Consider the following 1571-nt stretch of genomic DNA (forward strand, 5'->3'; position numbering starts at 1 on the left):
CCAAGTGGTTGGTGAATCATTACTTCACTGTTTGGAAGTGCATAACGTTTTCCTTTTTCACCTGCTGCAAGTAAGAATGCACCCATAGATGCAGCCATACCGATACAGATTGTTGATACTTGCGGTTTAATAAACTGCATTGTATCGTAAATTGCCATACCTGCTGTGATAGAACCACCAGGGCTGTTGATGTAGATGTGAATATCTTTTTCTGGATCTTGAGATTCCAAGAATAAAAGCTGGGAAACGATTGAGTTAGCTACGTTGTCATCAATTGCGCTACCAAGCATAATGATGCGGTCTTTTAATAGTCGAGAGTAAATATCGTAAGCGCGTTCTCCACGATTTGTTTGTTCAATTACTGTAGGAATTAAATTCATCTGTTATTTCCTCCTTATAAAGCTTTCTTAGTCTTATAATACAATTATGGTCAATAAAGGTCAAACGAAACCACTTTAAATCAAAAAAATATGTAGTTGTACCATGAAATATTCGCTATGTTTTTGAAATTCCCTGCTTATGTATCTTCAACATCATAACCGAATTACATAAATTTAAACGTTATAAAAACTGTAGAAAAAAAGAAAAGAACGCCTTTTGACTGAAGCGTTCTTTCGATATCTATTCTTTTAAAAGATAGGTTACTTTATTTAAAATCTTTTCGATTTGTTTCGCGTTTTTACTATACATTTCGCTCGCTGATTTCGACTTTGTTTCTAAGGAAAATAGTTCAAGATCAGCATGACATTTTTTTAATGATGCTAATAATAAAGGTTTGTTTTGAGGAGAAGGCATTTGTAGTTTGTCATTATAAATGTCGATAGTCAGTTGTCCGTATGAATCAACTTGACCGAGAAAGACATTTTCGATAACAACACCGAGCTTTTCTAGTTCAGCATGTAGCCAAGCGCGGTTATGTCCACTTGCGGATAGCGGTTCATCTAAGACATTGCCATCCATAATAACAGTTTGTGGTTCTTTTTCGTTTGCTACTTTTAAACCGATGTCTTTTGCTGTGAGTGGTTGGCGATCTTTCTTTAATAATACATTTAATTCTCCGCTCGGTTCTAGTACAGCAAATTCAACATCAGCTACGCTGAAGGCATCTTTTCCACGAAGAAGTTCCAGTAATTCGTCACTTGTATATTTTTCTTTCTTTAAGTTGTCTTCGAGTATCTTTCCATCTTTTATTAATACGGTAGATTTCCCTTCAAAGAAGTCCCGAGCTGTTTTGTTCTTTAAAGAAAGGATTCCTGTTAAAAAAGGTACCACAGCGAAAATGAGTATCGCAAAGACGCCGTGAAAAAATTTTGAATCGAGCCCTGTAGATACTTGGGCAGCGATGTCACCGATTGTCATTCCGGCTATGTATTCAAAAAAGGAGAGCTGAGAGATTTGTCTTTTCCCTAACCATTTCGTAATAGCGAATAAAATAATTAATATGAATACAGAGCGAAGAATGACAAGTGTCCATTCCGGCAGGTGAGACATAGTCATTTCCTCCAGTCTACTTAAAACCCTTTATATTGAGGTTCTTCACGTTCTAATACTGAAACTCTATTTTGTAAATC

The 1571-nt window shown here is 36.0% G+C and carries 2 protein-coding genes; both read right to left on the reverse strand.

Annotated features, from left to right (window positions below):
• On the reverse strand, nucleotides 1-380 hold a 380-nt coding region (locus PQF83_RS28435; RefSeq protein WP_001049159.1), incomplete at its 3' end, for an ATP-dependent Clp protease proteolytic subunit.
• 241 nt (nucleotides 381-621) lie between these two features.
• Nucleotides 622-1491: a DUF421 domain-containing protein gene (locus PQF83_RS28440; RefSeq protein WP_000018909.1), complete on the reverse strand. Its 870-nt coding sequence runs from the start codon at nucleotides 1489-1491 to the stop codon at nucleotides 622-624.
• Between the last annotated feature and the right edge of the window lie 80 nt (nucleotides 1492-1571).

The organism is Bacillus sp. FF-1, assembly GCF_028548245.1.
GTDB classification, from domain to species: domain Bacteria; phylum Bacillota; class Bacilli; order Bacillales; family Bacillaceae_G; genus Bacillus_A; species Bacillus_A paranthracis.

Bases quoted from the DNA above. Each gene is read 5' to 3' on its own strand.
- PQF83_RS28440 (WP_000018909.1), bottom strand. From the start codon at position 1,491: ATGTCTCACCTGCCGGAATGGACACTTGTCATTCTTCGCTCTGTATTC.